Raw genomic sequence first — 21,314 nt, 5'->3', positions numbered from 1 at the left:
GGTATACTTCTGAAACACTTATTCCATCAACCTTAATCACATACTTTTTTATTTTATGGAATCTCTTAAAGGAAAAACCGCATTAATTACCGGAGCAGGCAAAGGTCTGGGCAGAGCTGTAGCATTAGCCCTTGCGCATGAAGGTGTCAATCTGGCTTTGCTGGCTCGTACAGAATCTGATTTGCAGGAAGTAGCGTTAAAAGCTGCACATGTAGATAGTTCTATCAAGATTGCCACTACCACTGCTGATGTATCAGATTATGCAGCTATCAGTGCAGCCATTACCAGATTAAAAGAAGAAGTTGGTTCTATTGACATTCTGATTAACAATGCAGGAGTAGGTAAATTTGGCAAGTTTATGGATCTGGATGTGGATCAATGGGAAAATATAATTAAAGTAAACTTATTGGGAGCTTATTATGCCATCCGGAATGTACTTCCTGAAATGCAGCAACGTCAGAGTGGTGACATAGTAAATATCTCCTCTACAGCTGGTCAGCGGGGAGCAGCACAGACAAGTGCCTATAGTGCCTCCAAATTTGGCCTGATAGGCTTATCAGAGTCTCTGATGCAGGAAGTTCGTAAATCCAATATCCGGGTGTTTACTATGACTCCCAGTACGATTGCAACAAACATGGCAATGAGCCTGAATCTGACAGATGGCAATCCGGAAAAAGTATTACAACCAGAAGACTTTGCTGAACTACTGGTAGCTCATTTAAAACTTAATCGCCGGGCGTTGGTAAAAGATGTAGGTTTGTGGTCAACCAACCCTTAGCAAAGCCAGTAATCATTATTTTCAGATATACATTGTCAATCAATTTTTTACTACAATCTACTCTATGGAATACAGATCACTCGGAGCATCCGGATTAAAAGTTCCAGTCCTTAGTTTGGGAACAGCAACCTTTGGTGGTGGCAATGATTTTTTTAAGGCCTGGGGCAGCACACAGGTAGCCGAAGCATCCCGCATGGTAGACCTTTGCCTGGATGCTGGGTTAACAATGTTTGATACAGCTAATGTTTACTCTGCAGGTATGGCGGAGGAAATTTTGGGCAAAGCTATTGAAGGACGTAGAAATCAGGTGTTAATCTCGACAAAAGCTACCTTTCAGATGAGCAATAACCCCAATGATCGTGGGTCATCAAGACATCATCTGATAAAAGCATGTGAAGATAGTCTGAAACGGTTACAAACTGACTACATAGATATTTACCATCTGCATGGCTTTGACAATACAACGCCTATAGAAGAATCGTTGAGTGCTCTCAATACTCTGGTGCAAAGTGGTAAGATCAGATATATTGCCTGTTCCAACTTTTCCGGATGGCAACTGATGAAAGCTCTTTCTATTTCTGAACGCTATGGATGGGCACGCTATGTAGCCCATCAGGCGCATTATTCGCTGTTAAGCCGTGAGTTTGAATGGGAGCTCCTGCCATTGGGCTTGGATCAAAATGTAGGGACTATTGTATGGAGCCCGTTGTCATTTGGTCGGTTAGGTGGTAAATACCGCCGCAACAATCCACTACCAGCCGATAGCCGAGTAGCACAGGGTGGTGACCAGGGTCCACTTCCGTCTGAAGAACTATTGTATAAAATTGTGGATGCCCTGGATGAGGTAGCTCAAGAAACCGGGAAGACTGTAGCCCAGGTAGCGCTGAACTGGTTGTTGCAACGTCCAACAATCAGCAACATCATCATTGGAGCCAGAAATGAAGAACAACTCAAACAGAACTTTGGTGCAGTAGGCTGGAATCTGACTACTGAACAAGTGAAGAAGCTGGATGCTGCCAGTGACAGAGATCCGATTTATCCTTACTGGCATCAGCGTGATTTCCCGTATCTCAAACCTGTACCTGATTTTTATAAAAAATAAATCACCGATTGCAATCAAAAGCCCTGACAACACAAATCATCAGGGCTTTTCTATTTCCAACACCAACCAGAAAACTTTATACCTGCTGAAAGTCTTCGCTTTTAGGCAATTCGCTCAACCTTTGTATAAACTCTTCAGGCAACACGGTTAACTTTCGTTTTACTACATCCATCCAGGCTCCATCTACATGTATAGTAGCTGCTTTTACTCCGTCCGAACGATACATATGCTGTGTAAATGACCACCGGGACATATCTGCATTGGACTTTGTGACAAAAGTCTCTATGGAAATGGATTCATTCAGACCTACTTCCCGGAAGTAGATTAGTTCTTCTCTGAACAGAATGGGACCAATTTTCAGAGAAGAAAATGTTTTATAATCCAGTCCACATTGATTCAGTAACTCTACCCTTGCCTGAGCTGCAAAATCAGCATAGGCAGAATGACGTAAATGCATGTTCGCATCAATCTGCGACCATAACACATTACTCTTAAAAATATTTTCCACGTTAACTAACTGACGGTTAATAGTTTGTAAACAAATAAAGATTCGTATGAATAAACATAAAAAGTATCAGAGACCTTGCCAGAGATAGTATGCGCGACTACTATCTTCCAAAACCAATATTAACAGATATTTCGTTCACTTACTACCCTGATGCTATGCTTTTCTCTGGTTTTTATAACAAACTATACCCCAACTAAATAGCTAAAAAATAAAATACTCTCAGAGGAATCCTTCTGAGAGTATTCATTACTACCGGAAACATGTTTCTTGGTTTACATTACACTACCTAGCTCATTACATATGTCCACTCTTGGCCTTTCAGTAATGGATGTGGTCCCTGTAACATATTATCGCCAATCTGTAAGGTCAGATCACTAAATTCGACATCAACAATCCGGGGTTCAATCGTAAACTCAAAATAGTTTTCCTCCGGATTGGCTATCTCAAAAACAGAATAACGATCCGGCCAGAACTCATGAATGAGTGCTATACTAAGAGGTTCTGCAGTATCAAATACAATAACCCCATGCGCATCACTACTTCCTTCCAGTACCATTCCCGAACGAGTCTGTAATTGACAATACACACTGCGAACTACCATTTTATTGGGATCACTAATCTGAATCACCAGTTGCTTTCGTGTTTTCTTAGAAGAACTAACCAGTATAAAGTCTTTCTCTGGCTTTGGCGTATTATTTAGGACCAAATGCCCTCCTTTTTGTTCCCATTTGCCATTGGCTATTCTGTCAATCATGCCATAACTGTAAAAAAACTCAAATGTGAAGTCAGGCTTGATCCATAAGCCTGAACCTACTTCCATTGCACCTTGCAAATAATATTCTCCAGTTTTCATAGATAGGGTAAAAATGGTTTATTGTTTCGATTTTATTATTTATGCTTCCAGCTGAAAAGGAAGATCATATTCTTTTATAACAGGTTTGGAACTACGGGTTTTTACGACTACACGTGCTTTCAGTGTATCGCCTATCACCAGATAGTTCTTAATATACTGATCCTGATGCACCATCCACGAATGATCCTCCAGTAAATAATCTGTAACACCAGCTTTGGAAGCCTGATATGCCCAGCGTTCTACGGCCAGCGGTTCATAGTTGAGAATATGCCCCAGCCAGTAGACCTGAATTCCAGGCAATGACTTATTTCCCAGCTCTGTGCAGCTTTCTACCGCAATTTTTAAAGAAGAGTTATCTTCCAGGTCTCTGACAGACCATTCATCCAATAATGTTTTTACGTTTGACATAGATGTAAGTAGTAAGATGTAAAATAGATTAAGTAGGATGCAGGTGTTTCCTGCGTTTGTTTTTCCGTGTTTTTTTTTTGTAATCTGCTAGCTCTTCTGCTTTACAGATTACATAGTTTCATAGTTGTCTCACCATTTTCAATAAGTATATCAGGCATTATATACTGACATCATTGTTCTTGTTATCAGTTGATACATATCCTTCCACGCCTGTTCGGTTTCCATATCCCATCTATCTTCCAGACGTTGCTTCATCATCCATACTAGCGAATCACCTACAATGGCGTAGTGCTCTGGTCTGGCCCCATATCGTATATGTCGTTTAGCCAGTTCCTCAAGCTCATGTGTCACTTTATCACTATACTGAATGCTACGCACCAATAGTGTCATCATGCTGGTAAACTTCCGGGCTTGCAGTTCTATATCATTCCGAAAAAATGTATGCAGAAAGGGGGCTTCTTCAAAAAGTTTCTGATAAAACAGTTCTCCCGCTTCCTGTGATTGTACCATCACAGCACTCCACGAATTTTTAATAATCAATATCTGCCTGTCTGTCATCATCGTACAACAATAAGTAATAATCGTATAGTTACATTTTGCTTCTCCCACTCCTCTCTGAACTTATACTATGGAACTCTGATTTACACCAGTGTCACCGAAATTTTACAAGCCTTCTCGCCATTGGCAGCCTGATAATGGCGCACCTGTATCAGTGTTTTTTCACCATAGTGTGCACTAATCCCCTTGATGATCCCCACACCCAGACTGCTCAGGTGTCTTCGGGAAGAATAATCAATTACTACTTCCCGCTGGTTTACACGTGTACAAAGCAACTCCGGAGGTGTAGCATTACGATCACTATGACGTACCGCTTTATGCATGGTATTTTCTGTATGCTCCAACACATCCAGCGTTCTCCATTCCGGACGAATCATTCCACTATATATTTTGAATAAATCTGCTACGATAAACTGCCCAAAATCTTCCAGTATCTGCTCTACCGACTTTTGCTGATTGCCAGCAATCCCCGAAATCAGCGAGATTAGTTCCTGGTCCGGATAAATCTGGGTTGGCAGATAGATCTTCTTTTCTAATCCTTGTGAATTCAGGAGAGCCAGCCATGCTGAAGGGCCTGATCGATCTCTAAGGTATTTTTGTAACTGATTAAAAATGATTCCGTGCATTTGAGTGAGTGTCTGGTAATTGTTTTGTATGTGATTAAACTAAAAGGTGGTATAGAAGTAATTCAGGAAGCAATAGCATACCGCATACCTTCTACTTCTTCATATATATTTTTCAGATCTTCGAGTCGTAATGGTTTTTCCAGAATTTTCCATACACCAGATTTCTCCATTTGAAACGCCATTTCTGGTTCAGGATAGGTGCTGGACAGCACTACTACCTGGCATTGCTTTTCTATCAGTCCAGGTAAAGCCTTTATTTTTTCAACAAACTCAAGTCCACTCATCAACGGCAGGTGTAGATCCACAAAAATCAGTTCGGGTAATAACTCACCTACATATTGATTACAGGTTAGGTAGTCTAATGCAGCAAAACAATTGTCATATACCAACTGCTTTCCCTGAAACTCAGAAAGCTTTAATAACCGAGTATGAATAAAAGTATCAATCGGATTGTCGTCAATAAACATAATAGTCTGACAGAAAGAAGTATACGTTTTAAAGATCATCTGGCTGAAGGATTTGGGGTAATAATTGAAAATGGTTGCATGGTTGTTTACTTTTAAGAGAAAGTATGATTAACTGTATCAATATTGACAATGCAAACATATCACACTCCTGAAGATCAACCTATTATTAAGGGTATACAGCAAGTGAACAACTAGCAAAACCAGGTATACAAAAGGTGAACAATGGGTATTTGGAGTCTTTATTTGCCTGTCAAAGCATAAAACGAAACCATTCTCAGAAAAAAATGAACCTACAGCCTTTACTCCATCCGGAAATCTGGTATTTCCTTACACGTAGTTCCAACTCTATTTCTAACCGCCAAGATTGCAGCCTCTCTTTATAGATCTACAATCCAGCGATACAATACATTCTTCCATCATCTATCATTCACTTTTACACCTCGTCTGTCTATGAGGATCACTGCTCTATTGTTTTTGTTTGCAACTATTTCACTGCAAGTCATTGCTCAGAACAGCAAAACAGATAGTCTCAAAAACCTAATCCAACTTTCCAAACCGGATACAGCACAGGTTAAGCTTCTAAACGAACTTGCGTATGAATACTGGAGCACAGATCCGGAACGAATGCTTTCCTATACCCATAAAGCATTATCCTTATCTAACAAACTGGCTTATAAGCATGGACAGGCCCGTAGTCAGCAACTCATTGGTGTATATCACTGGCAAAAAAGTGAGTTTAAAGAAGCCATTGCCTATTTTACCAAAGCCAGACAATTATATCAGGCTATTCATGATCTGAAAGGCGAAGCCAAAAGCATCGTAAATATGGGGATGGTTTATAAGCAGCAGGGAAATGATGTTCTGGCACTGGATAGATATTTCCAAGGGTTGGGACTACTTAAAGATGTGGATGATAAAGACACAAAAGCGGGGATACTTAATAATATTGGGAATATTTATAAAAACCGTCAGGAGAATGGAGAAGCGATTTCATTCTTCCAGCAAGCACTGACACTCTGGAAACAGATTAACAGGCAACAGGCTGTAGCCGGAATTTTAAGCAACCTATCAGAGGTATATCTCAATCAGAAACAATATGACCAGGCACTTAAAAGCAGTCAGGAAGCCCTTGCTATCTTCGAAAAGCTACACGACACCAATGGAGAAATTATCTGTCACAATAATCAGGGAAAAATCTATCTGAAGAAAAATTCCCCGGAAACAGCTCTTCAGAAGTATCAGACAGCGTTGGAGTTAAATGCAACCTATCAGAAAAAAAACCTGCTTGCTTCTTCACATAATGGACTTGGTGCAGCCTATATACAATTGAAGCAGTATACAAAAGCTATCGACCATTATCAGCAGGCATATCAGTTGTCCAGCACCAAAAATATGATTCAGGATCTGCAAAACTCCTGTTCCGGTTTGGCCCTGGTATATGCTCAAACCAAAAACTATGAAAATGCATTTCGGTTTCTGCAACAATATGAAAATATCAAAGACTCTCTATTCTCTCAGGAAAGCGGCAATCAGCTTACCAAGTTGCGTGTCAATTATGAAAACGAGAAGAAACAAATAGAGATTAATCTATTACAAAAAGAAAAAGAGCTGGCTCAATCTACCCGTAATCTGATTGGGTTGGGAATGGGAGCATTATTGGTTATTGCCCTACTGGTACTTTATCAGCAACGGAGTAACCTTCGCAAGAAAAAAGAACTGCTTGTTAAAAATGAAGAACTGTACAAAGCTCAGCAGGCTCTGGCGCAGGCAGAATTAAACAATAGTCAGTTGCGGGAAGGACAGCTACTCGAACAACTGGAATTCCGTAATAAATCGCTTACCACACACACACTGAATATGATTCAGAAAAATAGTATCATGGAAGAGATTCGGGAAACAGTAAGTGAAGTATTAAAATCTGCACCAAAAAATGAACCTTCGTCTATTTATAGTCGCCTGATGAAACTGGTCGACTACAGTTTTAGCCTGGACAAGGATTGGGATGATTTCAAAATGTATTTTGAACAGGTACATCATGAGTTTTTTTCCAAACTGAAAGAGAGCCATCCGGAACTTAGCTCTGGTGAATTGAAGTTGTGTGCACTGGTACGCCTGAATATGAATCTGAAAGAGTCTGCTACTGTATTGGGTATCTCACCAGAAAGTGTGAAAACAGCCCGCTACCGGTTACGTAAAAAGCTGGAACTGGAAGAAGAGACCAATCTAACGGACTATCTTTTATCATACTAACTTTATTGTAGTTTACACTCTACCTATCTTACTAATCTTTCCAAAAGAGTAGTGCCACATACTTCTGATACAATCAATCCCATTTACAATACATTATGATACATTTTGAAGGAGATACTATTTATCAAAATAATGGTAAAACAAAGAAAAGCTGGGCAGTATCAGCCTTTCTGGAGACCTATAACGTATTGGGAGAAGAACCTTTGGAAACACAAAACAAACTATTTAAAGAAATTATACCTATTGCTGAAGAATATTATGATACTTTATCCGAAACAGCACGTATACGATATGATTTCTGGAAACAAATAGAGCTGAACAGGATTACTCCACAAACATTTACCTACACAACTCAAGTAGCTACAACTATCAAACAGTGGGAGCTGACTATCAGTCCGGAAGGATTGTATTATAGAGACATTTCAGGATCATATAAACAACCTAACCAACTCTTACCACAACTTATCAGTGATTTTTGGTTCTATGGCCCTTTATGGCCTATTCCAGATCTGTATACACGTAAACTGCTTGTCGCAACCATCCGTAATGCATTCATGCAGGTGGGCAGTATTGCTTCGTATAAGCATTTCCAATTGTTTGAGTACCCTGTTATTGCCAATACGAAACAATGGACGTCAGGTGATTATCATGCCAGTTCGTTTGTTATTGTCCGTGATTATGGTATAGAATATGGAGATCAGAATTTTCATGATGGGCTTCTCTTTCTGGGTTTCTTTTCGTTTGAACATTGTCTGAACTGTAGGGATCTAGCTACCAAACAACTAGGACAGCAAGCCGTTTCAGAAATCAATCGTCTTACTCAACCTGACAATAAACCTGTAACCAATACCTCTGCTAACATCATTTCAACTAAACCTGCTATATCCAATGAGCGGTCCAAGCAACTGTACATGGACAATGGCGGACAGATTCATTATATCTATCTGGATGGATTTGGAGATGAATACCATGCCACTCAGGCAGATGAAGCACAATGGAAGCAGGAGTTGATACAGAAGTATACAGAACGACTCCAAGAAGAGACCAACGAAACCTTACTAGCTAGTCTGTTGCGTTCACTTGCCTATCATAACGTCACCAATGGAGAAGCTATTTTGCTGAATCGGGCGTCTACAGAATCACTGCGAAACCGGCAAGCTATCTTTATGGCACTCTGGAAGGAAAATAAAAGTGAGAATGCAGTTACTATTCTGCTGGACTTTCTGAAAGAGAAAAATATTGACTCCTACTGGCATGATTATGCATGGACTTCTCTCACCCGGATGCCCGATAGCCAGACAGCAAGGAACTGGATTGTAGAATGCCTGAAAGGTAATAACGAGCGATTCTTCCAGAAAGCACTGGATGTTCTGTTTGTATGGAGTCTGAATGGAAAATCCGGCCTTACAGAGTTACTTGCTTCAGGACAGCTTTCGTGGCAAAACAAAATCAACAACCCCGAATTTTATCAGACAATCACAACACTTCAACAAATTTTCACTGAGCAAAATAATCCAAACTGAGCCATTGGTCGGTTTGTACACCTTTTGTCTACCTGTATTTAGATGAGTGTCAACCTCTTGTATACTCTCAAAAACAGGTAGTTACATTTCCCACCTCTACCTTTGTGACTATCAAAATGAAACAACCCATTTACATATGTCACAAATTTTTCGATTTCTATTAGGAGGAGGATGGTGGACACTCTGGTATATTCTCTTCTACCTTTTTACCGGAGCGGTCAACGTAGCCTGGTTTGAAGAACTATTGCAAATGACCAAAAAAGGCGAGAGTGGTCCAGGTGCCGGAGCTGCCTATATAGGGCTCATCTGTTTGTCGGGGCTGCCTGTACTATTCTTCTCTGTTATCCATCTTATTCTGGGAATGCGTCAGGCAACAGATTCACGAGCTTTTCTGGCTGGCTTCAGTGTATTATTTATGCTGGTAATCCTGGTTTGGATGTTTGTAGGTACAGCTGGAATAGCAGGAGCCACCTATCCTGGTTTTATACTGTACTATCTGGGCTTTGCACTTATTACATTTATCAATCTGGTCTTATTATGGATAGCACGTCATGAAATGTCATTGCTTTCTATACTTAGTCTCTGATTCTTTCCTACTACAACTATCCTCCAGTTACAACTATGAAAACAGCCATTATTCTATTTGCTTTCATTACTATTTACACATCTGCTCTTGCACAGAAAAGCACTATTGCATACAACAAAAACAAATCAACCTCCACGAAAATGCTTATTACACCTTCACTCAAAACACGTCTGATACAGTTTCTGCATGAATCCTTTGAAGACTCCAAACAAGTATCCGCAGCAGAAATGAATCGGGTAATGGATTCTATTCTTAAAAAAGCAGTAAATTATGGATTAGACAATGAAGCAGATCTGGCAACTTATGTTATCACCTCCTATGTATTGGGTGAAAACTTTGACAAAGAAGTTCCGGAGGCAGCCAAGATATTAAACAATACAGGTTATAACAGCAACCAGAAAGCTGCATTTCTGGAAACCTGGACAATGCAGGTAATTCAGGCGTTGGAAAATGATGATACATTGGCCCAGCAGGTAGCAGCCCAACAAGCGGCTAATGGTCACACGGAAGCATCTATGTCTGATTATCTGACTATGCAGAAAGAGTCACATCTCTATCAACAGGCAGCAAACCATATAGTAGAGTTGCTGATTCATGGAGATGCTCAATCAGTTATCAAGCAGTTTAGCCCTAACTTTATGAAACAGTTAGGTATGGAACAGGTTGAAAAAGTATTTCAAACACAAATGCTGCCATTTTTTGCTAATGCCAAGGGTTTAGGTAAAGCTTCAACAGTAACCATGACCCATGATGCTTTTGGCAGTGAGGGATTTGCCTTCTATCTCACTCTTATCACTCCCACTGGAGACAAACCTTTTATTGTATATATGGTCAATGAAAATAACCACATTGTACTGGCAAACCTGATCGTAAACAAAACATACGCAGATATGCATTAATTCAATTCTGAAATAGTATCTATTTTGTGCACTCTTACTAAGTAACAGGATGGATATAGTCCATCCTGTTTGTCTGTTTCTGAAAAATATTTTCAGAAACAGAGTATCACAAAAACAGACTCTCACTACTATCCACCAAAGTCTGTATAAAGGTAGGAACGATCGTATTTTTAGTCTTTTTTATCATAATGCATTGTCTTTTGAAAAGAGTCCCCTCCTATTTTAGCATACTTAAAATCATCTCCTCCATTAAATACAATACCACTCAATTCCGTATCCTTATCAAACTTAGTGTATTTCATATTGGCAAATCCCTTAAACTGAGCATTCCGAAAGCTGCTTTTTTCAGAGAAAGAAGCATACTTGAAATCTGCATCTCTTTCAAAAACAGCATTTTCAAAACTAACACCTTCTGAAAACTTTACATATTTAAAATCTGATCCGTTTTTAAACTGTGCCCGGCTAAAGTTGGCAAATTGTCCGAACTTAGTGTATTTAAACAAAGCTAATTGTTTAAAAGTACTTCCAGCAAAAGACAAACCTTTTTCAAAATGAGAGTATTTAAAAGCACTTGCATCTTCAAATGTACAGTTTTCAAATGCTACATTTTCTGTAAAGTCTGCCTGATACAGCTCATGATCTTCATTATTTGAATAATAGCCTATGACATCTCCTGTAAATGTGCAATTGCGAAAGGTAACAGGCACTTCTACTGTACTGATATAATGTTTGTTATCTCCTGGTACAAACTTTTGCATTCCTTTGGTCTGCAATTCCATATTTTTCAATCGTGTCAGATCCAGTTTACCTGTAATGGTCACATTTTCATAGCTAACAGCTTTGCCTTCATTAATTTTGGTGATTATTTCCTGAGCGTCTATACTCTTCTGAGCAAAAACAAAACTTGGCAATACTGTCATCAGTAAAAAAAGTAGCTTCTTCATAGTTTGAAAGAGGTTAAATGTAAAAAGTCAACATAGTCTTAGAGATTACCAATAAGATGCAGTTTGAATGAGGCAGGTTGCATGAACTTCTTATTTGCATAAAATTTTTCTTCCTTGCCAGACAACCATTCAATCAAACAACACATTGTGGTTTATACAATCCTGTTCATTCACAACAAACCACATCCCAAATGAAAATCTTGGTTACTATATTACTACTTATACTCGCTACATTCTCTAGATGTACTCAACCTTCCCAATCGGTCGAGTCAGAAGAAAAAACTCAGTTTGTTTATTATTCGGAATTTGTTCGGGACTCCTTTCATATTCAAGTACAGGTTCCACTAGAGTATCTATCTCATCCAGATAAAAGATATCCGACCGTTTATTTACTGGATGGAAACTTTTACTTCCCGATGATGGCATCTACCCTGCATCAGTATGAACTAGGTGAACTTCTCGATCCTATGATTCTGGTGAGTATTGGTTATAGCTCTTTTAAAATGATGGATTCATTACGTGTACGAGATTATCTCTATCCTAAACCACTTACTTCTGATGAAATCAAGAGTGAAGGTGGAGGACAACGATTTCATCAGTTTCTTACCAAAGAACTCCTGACTAAAATTGATGCGTCATTCAGAACTCAAAAAAATAATCGTTGCTTACTGGGACATTCATTTGGGGGTTACTTTACTTTATATAGCTTATTGGATCAACTAGAAAATAGGTCCAACAGCTTTCAGACCTTTATTGCAGCAAGTCCTACGCTCTGGTATAATAACTTCTATCTGAATAAACTTCCTGCTGAGTTAAAAAACAGATCGCCCAATGATAGCCTACAAATTTTCGTGAGTGCAGGTGCGTTGGAAGACTCTGTCTGGAATGTCAAACCTGTACAAAAATTAACCAATGGCCTTCAGAAGGAAAAAATAGAAAAGATGGTATACAAAAGCCACATATACAATCATTTGGACCATATGGATGTGGGTGTATTATCATTTATCAAGGGGCTTCAGGCCTTTACTACCAGAGCAAAAAATCCATAAAGCGTCTAACTAAAAAACAGACGATAGACTATTACCTTTATAGGTAAAGAGTCCTGGAACTATTGTTTCTCTTATGTTGGATTAATGGACCTCCTGAAGTTTCATTACCTTGGGCAAGCGTACCACGAAAGTAGTACCATGACCTAATTCACTTTCTACCTCAACAATACCCTGGTGTTTTTGTATAATGCTATATGTGATAGATAATCCTAATCCTGTACCTTGTCCAACTGGCTTAGTGGTGAAGAATGGATCAAATATCTTGTTACGGGTTTCATCAGACATACCTAAACCAGAATCTCTCACAGAAATGACAATCGTGTCATCTTCATTTTTTGTTTCAACCCATATCAGGCCTACGCCATCAATAGCCTGAATCGCATTAGTGAGTAGATTCATAAATACCTGATTCAGCTGTCCGGGATAACATTCAATTTCAGGTAACGTTTTATCATACTCCCGTATTACTTGTATCCGGTTCTTGGTTTGTCCGGTCAGCAAGATCAATGTACTATCCAGACACTCATTAATATTAGCAAATTTACTTTCTGCCTCATCCAACCTGGAAAACATACGAAGTCCTTTGACAATTTCAGCTGTACGTGAAGCTCCCTGTTCTATTGACTGAAGTGTTAACCAAATATTTTCTTTGTTCTCCCGATAAAACAGCGACTGCTTGATATCTTTCATAGCAGCCAGTTCCCATGTAATTTGCTCTGTGTTATGAACCTCTTCAATACGCTCATAGTGGGCAAGGATTTGATAGATCTCAGACAGTGATTGCTTTAGATTGTCAACTCCTGCATACACAAAGTTGATTGGATTGTTGATTTCATGCGCAATTCCGGCAGTCAGCTGTCCCAAAGATGCCATTTTTTCAGACTGAATCAATTGTGCCTGGGTAGAACGCAATTCTGCGATAGTCTCCTCCATAGCTTCATTCATTGCCTGCAGCTCTTCTCCGTTAGAGCGCAGTTCTTCTTCAGAGGCTTTCAATTCCCGATAGGCTTGCCACAACCTCAAATCAGATTCACGTTGATCTGTAATATCCTGTGCACTAATCAGAATTTGAGTTACCTTACCATCTGAATCAAACTGAAAAGGAACGCCATGTGTACAAATCAGACGGTATTCATTTTGTATATTTCGGAGGTGGAACTCTATACTATGGGTTCCTTCTGTGGGAAATTCCTTCAGATATTGTTTTACCAAAGGCTGATCCAATGGTAGTACGGCTTGTTCCAATAAAGACTTTTCCTGCCCACGCAATTCTTCGTTGGAAGCCCCCAGAAACGTTTGTAAGGCATAGTTTGCATAGATCACAGCCTGTTGTTCTACATCTACCACAAACAGGAAATCAGGAGTAGCATTGGCTACACTCTCTACAAAACGTAATGCATGCTGAGCCTTCTGTTTAGCATCAATTCTATCTGTAATATCCTGAATAAATGAAACAACTGCTTCTACAACACCATTACTATTTTGCAATGGAAATATCAGATGATCATAATAAACACGTCGTAAGTCGGATTCATCTCCAAACTTATTTGTTAAATCCATATACTGATCCCTTACTATTACAACTTCGCCATTGTAGGCTCTCTCATAATATGCTTTTAAACCTGTCGCTTTAGAAACTTCGTCCGTCAACACATTATATTGCCCAACACGATATCCCACAGAAGGCAAACCAAGAAAAGAACGGCGTGCTTCATTCATGCGTAACGAGAATCCATACTTATCAAAAACCTGTATTGGCAATGGAGAATGATCAAATAAAGCATTGATCAACCTATTAGACTCGGATAACTCTTCTCTGGCACGTTTAGACTCAGTAATATCCATAGCTGTGCCATATAGTTTCACAACTGCCCCGGTATCATCCTTGCGCACCCGTACTATTGTATATAACCAGCGAATAGTCCCATCAGGAAGTACAACCCGAAGATCCCACTCAAATTCTTTTCCCAGAGATCTGGCATTATGAATATTGGCAAGAAACTGTCTCCGGTCATCGGGATAAATCAGATGTACAAATCTATTGATTTCGGGAAGTGCCGAGTGAGGCTCCATACCATGTAAACGATACATTTCAAGAGACCACAAAGTTCTCTCTGTACGAAGGTCTATTTCCCAACTACCCAAACGGGCCACTCTCTGTGCCTCCTGCAGATTGTATTCACTATGTTCAAGTTGTTCCTGAAATTTCTTCCGGGCACTAATATCGCGTGTACTGGATTGCAAATGAACCAGATTTCCATCTTCATCCTTCAGTAGACTCACCTGCGTTTCTACCCATACATAGCTTCCGTCTTTACATTTAAACCGATATTGAATCAATCGACCCTGTCCATCATCCATTGACTTTCGGCGGGCTTCTTCTATATGTGCGTGATCATCCAGATGTACAACGGTTAACGGATGTTTACCCACTAATTCATCTGGCAAATACCCTGTAAGTGACACAATCGCATCAGAAAGATAAATGTACGTACCATCCGGTTCATGAAGACATACAACATCTTTCGCATTTTGTGATAACAAACGATAGAACTCTTCACTTTTACGAAGTTTTTCTTCTACCTTATGTTTCTGTGTCATATCATAGCCCACACCCAGATATCCGGTTATTTCGCCTTCTTCATCTCGAATGGGAGAAACCGTCAGAAGGATCGGAAATGTTGAGCCATCCTTACGCACATACGTCCATTCACGAGTATCAAACGAATTATACTCTAACGGAGCAATCAACACTTCATATCCAGGTGTGATCTCCCGACCATATATGACAGACAATTGACCAGCTCGTTGCTTTAACTCATCCGAATCATGGAAAATATCGGGCGAACACTTCCCAATCAGATCAGCAGATGAATAACCCAACCATGCTCCGGCAGTAGTATTTACATGTGTAATAATACCATCTTCGTCTGTGGCAACAATAGACACAATAGCACTTTCCAATATAGCCTTCTGAAAGGCATTGGTTCGTGATAAATCTTCAGAAGCAATACGAAGCCTTTTAATCTGCGTCTTCTGATAGGCAAGAAAATTATTGATAATCTTTTTTAATGGCCGTAATAACAAAAAACCCAATGCCAGCAAAATGACCAGCGTAACCAAAGTAGTTTGCAGAATCCATTTTTTCAGATTATACAGGTTATGCTCAGCATCTTTAATGGCTTGTAAGCAGATCTGGTCGTATTCTTTACGAAGATATGCTTCTTGTTTAAGAATACTCTTTACACTTTTCTTTACTGCTGCTTTGTGATTAGGACCTGATGTTTGAGTTGTTCTTACCAGTTGAGCCACAGCCTTCATCATAGCTTTCCGACGTGGCTCAGCTTTCTGATACAGTTCAGATACCCCTATACTAACAGGATCAGAAAGCAATAAACCAAGACGTTTGGAATGTACATCTTGGTTCTGTAATTTCTTATTAACGGACTGCCACTCTCCAACATCTTCCTGTATCTGGAGTACATGTCTCTCCAACATTACAGGGTCTGTTGCCGCCTGTATTAGCAATGCATCCTTTGCAATTGTCTGAACATACAACTTTTGTCCGGCCACCAGGCTTACTCTATTGAGATCACATATCCTGTTTTGCACTTTGCGCTCTACTACCCATATGTTAATCAGTGCAACCAGGACAAACATTGCGGCTGCCACAAAAAATGACAAACGAATATTGCGACTAAGTTCTAACTGACCAATCACACTGCTACAGTTTGAAGTTGAGAGGTAAGAGATAATGGAAGTGCAAAACTAAAGCGAGTACCTTTGTCCAGTTCACTCTGTACATGAAGAGAGCTTCCCAGGTCTGCCAGATATTCCTGACAAAGCATTAGTCCTAATCCAGTCCCTTTTTCATTGGCTGTACCCCGACTGGAAACCAGTTCCTGTCTTGCTAAGAGCTTATGAATATTTTCAGGTGATATTCCTACTCCTGTATCTTCAACAGATACAATTACTTCATGATCCTTATTTTCCAGCTTTACTGTAATTACACCATCTACAGGGGTAAACTTAATAGCATTGGAGATAAGATTACGCAAAACCACACTCAGCCGATCTGCATCCGCATACACTACCAACGGGTCTGAAGGCCAGTCAATCTGAAAAGAAAGCTGTTTCTGGGATGCACTTAATTTATAGGCAGCCAAATGACTTTCCATTGTAGACTGCAGAGAGAAATGGGAAAGCACAGAAGGTGTCTGATTCATTTGTTCCCTTGACCAGCTTAACATATTGTGCAACATGGATGAAAGATCACCCAATGTATTGTTCATTTGCCCAATAACAGTTGTAAATTCTTCAGGAGTAAAGTTCTGTTCCTCCATATATAGCTTCGTAAATGCCATCAAGGACGCAATAGGAGAACGCAAATCATGGGAAATGATTGAAAACAACTTATCCTTTAATTTGTTTAGTTGTTTGAGTTCCTGATTCTTTGCCAGAAGTTCATTTGTGCGTTCCTGTATTCTAACTTCCAGAAGAGTGTTAGACTCTGTCAGTTGTTGAATAAGTCTCTCATTTTCAAGAGTAAGACGATATTTTGTCAATGCATTATCCATAATTATACGCAACTCCTGATTATTCCAGGGTTTCAATACATAATGGAAAATACCAACATCATTAAATGCACTCATTACAACTGACAAATCGCTATAACCTGTTACTATCATTCGCATAATATCAGGATATTGTTCTTTGACAGTTTTAAGCAATTCCAGTCCGTTCATCTGTGGCATTCGCTGATCTGTTACGATCAACTGAACCGGATGTTCTGCCAATAACCGGAGAGCTTCTGCAGCTGAGTTGGCAGTCAGAATAGTATAATAACGAAAGAAAGCACTTTTAAAGGCCAAAAGATTGTTTGGCTCGTCGTCCACATACAGGACAGTATAAGAATTAGATGAAGTCATGGCTTGATAACAGAGAATACCAACAAAAGAAATGACCTGCCACAAAATTACTTTATACACTCTCTATATATAAATGAAAAGAAACTTATACGTAACACAGGTATGATTCTCAAACAATTAGTATAGTAAGAAGGAAAGAGGGAAAGAGAAAAACGGCTAGAAAAGCCAATAAGATACAATAGCTATAATTTCTGGCTTAGAAACATAGATGCAATAATTAAAACATTTTCTTCTTTTTTTGAACAAAAACAAGATTTCAACTTTCATATATGCCTACACACCTATAGAATGTAAATCTCCTTTCGTATGTAAGTTTACCATCGATTATGTAATTATTATATAAATTTAAAACACTAGTCTGATCAAAACCTATATAGAAATACTCATCTTCTAGTTAAGTAGTAAAGCTACAATTGTGCCCTTGCATACAATTTATCCTATTTACTAAGGTCTCAATAGTACGTATAACAGACACAAATCTCTTGTAGTTTAACTATTATTTCCACAACACATTTAAGGTTATACTCCAAGTACCTGATTATAACTATTCTATAAAAAAGTGTTTAGTCTACCTTATCTTAAGTCAGGAATAATTTTTCATAATTAACACAACTATTAAAATAAATACTGCCTATACATTAGCTTAAATGTAAGTTATCTATTTTGCACATCACTAAACAAATCGTTTATGAAGAGATATTTCGAAAAGAAAATAAAAATTACACTTAAAAAGCTAATGTTCTTATAGTAGATTATTTTCACTTTTTCAGGCTGCATTTTTACCATTTGGGTTTTACTTTCAGTATTTCTACAAAGCCTTTTTCAGTAAAAGACATTTATCATAGAATTAAAATCATGGTACCTGCAATAATTAAACTAGCGCCTATTGCAGTTTTGACTGTAAGTGTTTCGCCAAGAAATATTACAGACAATACAATGGTCAATGCTACACTTAACTTATCAATAGGAGCTACTTTCGATACATCCCCTAACTGTAGCGCTTTAAAGTAGCAAAGCCAGGAAAAGCCGGTTGCCAGACCTGAAAGAATCAAAAATGTCCAATTTGTTTGAGTCAATGTGATTAACCCTTTAGCTTCTCTTTTATTCCAAACGATAATCCATGCCAGTATAACAATCACCAGAGTACGAATGGCAGTAGCCAGATCAGAACTTACTCCTTTAATCCCCATCTTGGCAAGAATGGTTGTTAATGCTGCAAAAACAGCTGACAATAATGCATATATCCACCACATAGTTTTATAATTATCCTAAGGAAAAATTTCTAAAATAAAACTTAACAAATTCAACTAATCTCCTCACCAAAATGTTATTCTAACAGAATATAACTAAAAGTTATGACTAATAAAAAATATTGATTGGCTGTATTCTGCAAGTTATTCCACTTTTACAAAGAATTACATACTATAAGCATACAAACAATAAAATGGAAAAGATAGTAACTGATATATGTATCATTGGAGCCGGTCCAGTTGGACTTTTTGCAGTATTTGAAGCAGGATTATTAAAAATGCGTTGCCACTTGGTTGATGCGTTGCCTCAGATAGGTGGCCAATTATCAGAAATATATCCACAAAAACCGATTTATGATATTCCCGGGTACCCGGAAGTAAAAGCACAGGATCTGGTAGATCGGCTAATGGAGCAGATAGCGCCCTTTCATCCCACCTTCACATTAGGCGAACGGGTAGATTCTGTCGAAAAACAAACTGATGGTTCGTTTATAGTAACGACCAATGAAAAAACAGAGATTACCTGTCAGGTAATAGTAATTGCCGGAGGGCTTGGTTGTTTTGAACCTCGTAAACCGGAGATTGAACATCTGGAAGAGTTTGAAGGCAAAGGAGTAGTCTATATGGTTAAAAATCCGGAATTGTTCAGAGATCGCAGGATTGTACTGGCAGGCGGAGGAGATTCCGCTTTAGACTGGACACTATTTCTCTCAAACGTAGCTAAAGAAGTAACGCTAGTACACAGAGGAGAAACATTCAGAGGAGCTCCAGACTCTGCTGAGAAAGTATTTGAATTAGCGCATCAGGGAAAAATTAATCTTTTGCTAAAATCAAATGTAGTAGCCATCAATGGTAATGGGCATCTAAACACAGTATCCATCTCTGGAAAGGATAATGCAATCACTACACTGACAGCAGACCACCTGATCCCCTTATTCGGACTTACTCCAAAACTGGGGCCTATTGCAGACTGGGGATTGACAATTGATAAATCAGCGATTTCGGTCAACACAGAAGATTATTCTACCAATGTAGAACGTATCTATGCCATTGGAGATATAAACACATATCCTGGAAAGCTAAAGTTGATTTTATGTGGTTTTCATGAAGCCGCATTGATGGCACAAAGTGCTTTTAAATATGTATATCCCAATCAGAAATTAAGTTTTAAATATACCACCGTTAATGGTGTAAATGCATTTTAATTATGATTCAGTTCACAATTGAAGATCGCAATGGAGAAAGGCAATCGATAGAGGCTCCTGATGATATGAACCTCAGCCTGATGGAAGTGTTGAAAGCATCTGAATATGATATACTGGCAACCTGTGGAGGAATGGCCTTGTGTGCAACCTGTCATGTTCAGGTACTTCAGGGTAATGATTTACTACCGCAGCCCTCGGATATGGAACTGGATATGCTGGATACTTTACCAAATGCGACCAATCACAGCCGACTTGCCTGCCAGCTTAGAATCTCAGAGGCAATGCAAGGTAGTATATTTCAGATAGCTGGGGAGTTACAATAACCTCTCTGTTGCTGAGAAATAGAAGTAGTAATACAGTAAATGTATGGAAGCTTTGATTATCAAAAATACTCCTGTAAGTTTACTGTATTACTATACCATACAATTCTGTTCATGACATCAGCCTCATCAACGCCCAGATGGCTAATTATTCTGGCATTTTTTAATATTTATGTAATCTGGGGTTCAACCTATCTGGCAGTTCGCTTTGGTCTTCAGGGTTTCCCCCCCTTCATCCTATCCGGCATTCGTTACCTGACAGCTGGAATCTTACTTTACCTTATAAGTCGTGCCCGCAAAGAAGAACAACCAGATGGCAGGTCTATTAGAATTAATGTAATCAGTGGCATTCTGATGCTGGTAGGAGGTTCAGGCATGGTTGCCTGGGCAGAACAATATATTACTTCAGGACAGGCCGCTATTCTGATAGCAACAGAGCCCTTCTGGTTTTTGTTATTGGACAAAAAACGCTGGAGTTTCTATTTTGCCAATAAAAGTATTATTGCAGGTCTGTTGATTGGCTTTGTTGGTATTATTTTATTTTTCCAATGGCAGGATCAGACACAACTTGCTACCTCATCTAGTCAATATGCATTTATAGCCTCTCTGGTAGTATTAGTGAGTGCAGTATTCTGGGTTATAGGTTCTTTGTATTCAAAAACCAATGCCTTTTCTGCATCTGTTATTGCCAATGCCGGCATTCAATTATTTGCAGCAGGAATAGGATGCTTTCTATTAAGTACTCTCACCCATGAATGGTCTTCCTTTGCTATACGAAATGTATCCTGGCAAGCATGGAGTGGGTTGTTATTCCTGATCTTTATGGGCTCTCTGGCAGCATATCTGTCCTTTGTATGGCTTATTACTTTCTTACCCCCTGCTTTGGTAAGTACTCACACGTATGTAAATCCGGTGGTAGCAGTTTTATTTGGCTGGATACTGGCAAACGAAACTTTGTCACTACTTCAATTGCTTGCACTGGTTGTAATTCTTATAGGTATATTACTTATTAACCTACCTTCATATCGATCAATAAGAACTACAAAGGCTAAGTAAAACC

20 protein-coding genes are annotated in these 21,314 nt (G+C 39.0%); 10 read left to right on the top strand and 10 right to left on the bottom strand.

Features of this window, described 5'->3' with window-relative positions; translation table 11 throughout:
* Positions 1-55: 55 nt before the first annotated feature.
* Together QNI22_RS14795 and QNI22_RS14790 are read left to right on the top strand one after the other, a co-directional pair.
* A complete protein-coding gene (locus QNI22_RS14795) occupies positions 56-778 on the top strand; it encodes a 3-ketoacyl-ACP reductase (RefSeq protein ID WP_314511691.1) in 723 nt (240 codons plus the stop codon).
* A 64-nt stretch (positions 779-842) separates the two neighbouring features.
* Complete coding sequence (locus QNI22_RS14790) at positions 843-1,880, top strand: aldo/keto reductase (protein ID WP_314511690.1); 1,038 nt, start codon at positions 843-845, stop codon at positions 1,878-1,880.
* Positions 1,881-1,956: 76 nt separating this feature from the next.
* Here QNI22_RS14790 and QNI22_RS14785 read toward each other — a convergent pair whose 3' ends face one another.
* The 6 genes from QNI22_RS14785 to QNI22_RS14760 form a co-directional block, all read right to left on the bottom strand.
* On the bottom strand, positions 1,957-2,388 hold the full coding sequence (locus QNI22_RS14785; RefSeq protein ID WP_314002318.1) for an acyl-CoA thioesterase: 432 nt from the start codon (positions 2,386-2,388) through the stop codon (positions 1,957-1,959).
* Between the two features lie 286 nt (positions 2,389-2,674).
* Positions 2,675-3,241: a hypothetical protein gene (locus QNI22_RS14780; RefSeq protein ID WP_313975915.1), complete on the bottom strand. Its 567-nt coding sequence runs from the start codon at positions 3,239-3,241 to the stop codon at positions 2,675-2,677.
* 39 nt (positions 3,242-3,280) lie between these two features.
* Positions 3,281-3,649, bottom strand: a complete 369-nt coding sequence (locus tag QNI22_RS14775; RefSeq protein ID WP_313975913.1) for a hypothetical protein — start codon at positions 3,647-3,649, stop codon at positions 3,281-3,283.
* Between the two features lie 150 nt (positions 3,650-3,799).
* Positions 3,800-4,210 carry a globin domain-containing protein gene (locus tag QNI22_RS14770; RefSeq protein ID WP_314002326.1) on the bottom strand — a complete coding sequence of 137 codons (411 nt, stop codon included), beginning with the start codon at positions 4,208-4,210 and terminating at the stop codon, positions 3,800-3,802.
* A gap of 80 nt (positions 4,211-4,290) precedes the next feature.
* Positions 4,291-4,833, bottom strand: a complete 543-nt coding sequence (locus tag QNI22_RS14765) for a heme NO-binding domain-containing protein (RefSeq protein WP_314511687.1) — start codon at positions 4,831-4,833, stop codon at positions 4,291-4,293.
* Positions 4,834-4,895: 62 nt separating this feature from the next.
* Positions 4,896-5,339 (bottom strand): response regulator, encoded by a 444-nt coding sequence (locus QNI22_RS14760; RefSeq protein ID WP_313975907.1) that lies wholly within the window; start codon positions 5,337-5,339, stop codon positions 4,896-4,898.
* Between the two features lie 411 nt (positions 5,340-5,750).
* Between QNI22_RS14760 and QNI22_RS14755 the strand changes: the two genes are divergently transcribed.
* From QNI22_RS14755 to QNI22_RS14740, 4 genes are all read left to right on the top strand, one after another.
* Positions 5,751-7,550 (top strand): tetratricopeptide repeat protein, encoded by a 1,800-nt coding sequence (locus tag QNI22_RS14755; RefSeq protein ID WP_314511685.1) that lies wholly within the window; start codon positions 5,751-5,753, stop codon positions 7,548-7,550.
* 95 nt (positions 7,551-7,645) lie between these two features.
* Positions 7,646-9,073, top strand: a complete 1,428-nt coding sequence (locus QNI22_RS14750) for a hypothetical protein (protein WP_314511683.1) — start codon at positions 7,646-7,648, stop codon at positions 9,071-9,073.
* A 136-nt stretch (positions 9,074-9,209) separates the two neighbouring features.
* Positions 9,210-9,659, top strand: a complete 450-nt coding sequence (locus tag QNI22_RS14745; protein WP_314031417.1) for a hypothetical protein — start codon at positions 9,210-9,212, stop codon at positions 9,657-9,659.
* 35 nt (positions 9,660-9,694) lie between these two features.
* Entirely contained in the window at positions 9,695-10,558 is an 864-nt protein-coding gene (locus QNI22_RS14740; protein WP_314511681.1) for a hypothetical protein, read from the top strand.
* 170 nt (positions 10,559-10,728) lie between these two features.
* On the opposite strand, the gene QNI22_RS14735 is transcribed toward QNI22_RS14740, so the two are convergent.
* Positions 10,729-11,502, bottom strand: coding sequence for a pentapeptide repeat-containing protein (locus tag QNI22_RS14735; protein ID WP_314511679.1), 774 nt, complete (start codon positions 11,500-11,502; stop codon positions 10,729-10,731).
* Between the two features lie 191 nt (positions 11,503-11,693).
* Between QNI22_RS14735 and QNI22_RS14730 the strand changes: the two genes are divergently transcribed.
* Positions 11,694-12,551 (top strand): alpha/beta hydrolase, encoded by an 858-nt coding sequence (locus QNI22_RS14730; protein ID WP_314511676.1) that lies wholly within the window; start codon positions 11,694-11,696, stop codon positions 12,549-12,551.
* Positions 12,552-12,632: 81 nt separating this feature from the next.
* Here QNI22_RS14730 and QNI22_RS14725 read toward each other — a convergent pair whose 3' ends face one another.
* The 3 genes from QNI22_RS14725 to QNI22_RS14715 form a co-directional block, all read right to left on the bottom strand.
* Positions 12,633-16,271 (bottom strand): PAS domain S-box protein, encoded by a 3,639-nt coding sequence (locus QNI22_RS14725; protein ID WP_314511674.1) that lies wholly within the window; start codon positions 16,269-16,271, stop codon positions 12,633-12,635.
* A complete protein-coding gene (locus QNI22_RS14720) occupies positions 16,268-17,479 on the bottom strand; it encodes an ATP-binding protein (RefSeq protein WP_314511671.1) in 1,212 nt (403 codons plus the stop codon). The genes QNI22_RS14725 and QNI22_RS14720 overlap by 4 nt, the downstream gene beginning before the upstream one ends.
* A gap of 839 nt (positions 17,480-18,318) precedes the next feature.
* Positions 18,319-18,732, bottom strand: coding sequence for an EamA family transporter (locus QNI22_RS14715; RefSeq protein ID WP_314511670.1), 414 nt, complete (start codon positions 18,730-18,732; stop codon positions 18,319-18,321).
* Between the two features lie 191 nt (positions 18,733-18,923).
* Between QNI22_RS14715 and QNI22_RS14710 the strand changes: the two genes are divergently transcribed.
* The 3 genes from QNI22_RS14710 to QNI22_RS14700 all read left to right on the top strand — a co-directional run bounded on the left by QNI22_RS14710 (position 18,924) and on the right by QNI22_RS14700 (position 21,310).
* The gene (locus tag QNI22_RS14710; RefSeq protein ID WP_314511666.1) at positions 18,924-19,934 is read left to right on the top strand and encodes an NAD(P)/FAD-dependent oxidoreductase; all 1,011 of its coding nucleotides are present in this window, start codon (positions 18,924-18,926) and stop codon (positions 19,932-19,934) included.
* 2 nt (positions 19,935-19,936) lie between these two features.
* On the top strand, positions 19,937-20,257 hold the full coding sequence (locus QNI22_RS14705; RefSeq protein ID WP_314511665.1) for a 2Fe-2S iron-sulfur cluster-binding protein: 321 nt from the start codon (positions 19,937-19,939) through the stop codon (positions 20,255-20,257).
* Positions 20,258-20,368: 111 nt separating this feature from the next.
* Entirely contained in the window at positions 20,369-21,310 is a 942-nt protein-coding gene (locus tag QNI22_RS14700; protein WP_314511663.1) for an EamA family transporter, read from the top strand.
* Positions 21,311-21,314: the final 4 nt, after the last annotated feature.

Source organism: Xanthocytophaga agilis (assembly GCF_030068605.1).
GTDB lineage: Bacteria > Bacteroidota > Bacteroidia > Cytophagales > 172606-1 > Xanthocytophaga > Xanthocytophaga agilis.
This window is presented reverse-complemented; position numbering and strand designations above follow the sequence as displayed.

Excerpts from the sequence above, each read along its gene's own strand:
- QNI22_RS14795 (WP_314511691.1), top strand. The coding sequence starts at position 56 with ATGGAATCTCTTAAAGGAAAAACCGCATTAATTACCGGAGCAGGCAAA.
- QNI22_RS14790 (WP_314511690.1), top strand. The coding sequence starts at position 843 with ATGGAATACAGATCACTCGGAGCATCCGGATTAAAAGTTCCAGTCCTT.
- QNI22_RS14780 (WP_313975915.1), bottom strand. The coding sequence starts at position 3,241 with ATGAAAACTGGAGAATATTATTTGCAAGGTGCAATGGAAGTAGGTTCA.
- QNI22_RS14775 (WP_313975913.1), bottom strand. The coding sequence starts at position 3,649 with ATGTCAAACGTAAAAACATTATTGGATGAATGGTCTGTCAGAGACCTG.
- QNI22_RS14770 (WP_314002326.1), bottom strand. The coding sequence starts at position 4,210 with ATGATGACAGACAGGCAGATATTGATTATTAAAAATTCGTGGAGTGCT.
- QNI22_RS14765 (WP_314511687.1), bottom strand. The coding sequence starts at position 4,833 with ATGCACGGAATCATTTTTAATCAGTTACAAAAATACCTTAGAGATCGA.
- QNI22_RS14760 (WP_313975907.1), bottom strand. The coding sequence starts at position 5,339 with ATGATCTTTAAAACGTATACTTCTTTCTGTCAGACTATTATGTTTATT.
- QNI22_RS14755 (WP_314511685.1), top strand. The coding sequence starts at position 5,751 with ATGAGGATCACTGCTCTATTGTTTTTGTTTGCAACTATTTCACTGCAA.
- QNI22_RS14750 (WP_314511683.1), top strand. The coding sequence starts at position 7,646 with ATGATACATTTTGAAGGAGATACTATTTATCAAAATAATGGTAAAACA.
- QNI22_RS14745 (WP_314031417.1), top strand. The coding sequence starts at position 9,210 with ATGTCACAAATTTTTCGATTTCTATTAGGAGGAGGATGGTGGACACTC.
- QNI22_RS14740 (WP_314511681.1), top strand. The coding sequence starts at position 9,695 with ATGAAAACAGCCATTATTCTATTTGCTTTCATTACTATTTACACATCT.
- QNI22_RS14735 (WP_314511679.1), bottom strand. The coding sequence starts at position 11,502 with ATGAAGAAGCTACTTTTTTTACTGATGACAGTATTGCCAAGTTTTGTT.
- QNI22_RS14730 (WP_314511676.1), top strand. The coding sequence starts at position 11,694 with ATGAAAATCTTGGTTACTATATTACTACTTATACTCGCTACATTCTCT.
- QNI22_RS14720 (WP_314511671.1), bottom strand. The coding sequence starts at position 17,479 with ATGACTTCATCTAATTCTTATACTGTCCTGTATGTGGACGACGAGCCA.
- QNI22_RS14715 (WP_314511670.1), bottom strand. The coding sequence starts at position 18,732 with ATGTGGTGGATATATGCATTATTGTCAGCTGTTTTTGCAGCATTAACA.
- QNI22_RS14710 (WP_314511666.1), top strand. The coding sequence starts at position 18,924 with ATGGAAAAGATAGTAACTGATATATGTATCATTGGAGCCGGTCCAGTT.
- QNI22_RS14705 (WP_314511665.1), top strand. The coding sequence starts at position 19,937 with ATGATTCAGTTCACAATTGAAGATCGCAATGGAGAAAGGCAATCGATA.
- QNI22_RS14700 (WP_314511663.1), top strand. The coding sequence starts at position 20,369 with ATGACATCAGCCTCATCAACGCCCAGATGGCTAATTATTCTGGCATTT.